The sequence below is a fragment of the Streptomyces sp. NPDC015532 genome, from assembly GCF_043078065.1.
In the GTDB taxonomy this organism is placed as follows: domain Bacteria; phylum Actinomycetota; class Actinomycetes; order Streptomycetales; family Streptomycetaceae; genus Streptomyces.
In genome coordinates this window covers 1-1,247 of sequence record NZ_JBIBSY010000047.1, presented here as the reverse complement: position 1 = coordinate 1,247, position 1,247 = coordinate 1, and the positions used below count along the sequence as shown (strand labels likewise).

Here is a 1,247-nt window from a genome sequence, read left to right as displayed (position 1 = left end):
GTCGACGGCCGCCCCGTCGCGGTGTTCTCCCAGGACTTCACCGTCTTCGGCGGGGCACTCGGCGAGGTCTTCGGCCAGAAGATCATGAAGGTGATGGACTTCGCGCTGAAGACCGGCTGCCCGGTCATCGGCATCAACGACTCCGGCGGCGCGCGGATCCAGGAGGGCGTCAGCGCGCTGGGCATGTACGGCGAGATCTTCCGCCGCAACACCCACGCCTCCGGCGTCATCCCGCAGATCAGCCTGGTCGTCGGCCCGTGCGCGGGCGGCGCGGTCTACTCCCCGGCCATCACCGACTTCACGGTCATGGTCGACCAGACCTCACACATGTTCATCACCGGCCCCGACGTCATCAAGACCGTCACCGGCGAGGACGTCGGCTTCGAGGAACTGGGCGGCGCCCGCACCCACAACGCCGTCTCCGGCGTGGCCCATCACATGGCCGGCGACGAAAAAGACGCCATCGAGTACGTCAAGCAGCTGCTGTCCTACCTGCCGTCCAACAACCTCAGCGAGCCCCCGGTCTTCGCGGAGGAGGCGGACCTCACGCTCACCGACGAGGACCGCGAGCTCGATGCGATCGTGCCGGACAGCGCGAACCAGCCCTACGACATGCACACGGTCATCGAACACGTCCTGGACGACGCCGAGTTCTTCGAGACCCAGGCACTGTTCGCACCGAACATCCTCACCGGCTTCGGCCGGGTCGAGGGCCACCCCGTCGGCATCGTCGCCAACCAGCCCATGCAGTTCGCCGGCTGCCTGGACATCGACGCCTCCGAGAAGGCCGCCCGCTTCGTACGCACCTGCGACGCCTTCAACGTGCCCGTGCTCACCTTCGTGGACGTCCCCGGCTTCCTGCCCGGCGTCGACCAGGAACACACCGGCATCATCCGCCGCGGCGCCAAACTCATCTACGCCTACGCCGAGGCCACCGTCCCGCTGATCACCATCATCACCCGCAAGGCCTTCGGCGGCGCCTACGACGTCATGGGCTCCAAACACCTGGGCGCCGACCTCAACCTCGCCTGGCCCACCGCCCAGATCGCCGTCATGGGCGCCCAGGGCGCCGTCAACATCCTGCACCGCCGCACCATCGCCGCCGCCGAGGACCAGGACACCACCCGCGCCCGCCTCATCCAGGAATACGAGGACACCCTCCTCAACCCCTACACAGCCGCCGAACGCGGCTACATCGACGGCGTCATCATGCCCTCCCAGACCCGCGCCCACGTCGTCCGCGGCCT

The 1,247-nt window shown here is 68.1% G+C and carries 1 protein-coding gene; it reads left to right on the top strand.

Annotation, left to right across the window (positions count from 1 at the left end; translation table 11 throughout):
* Nucleotides 1-1,247: acyl-CoA carboxylase subunit beta (locus ACF07B_RS42925; RefSeq protein ID WP_392182945.1), on the top strand; the 1,247-nt coding region annotated here is incomplete at both ends.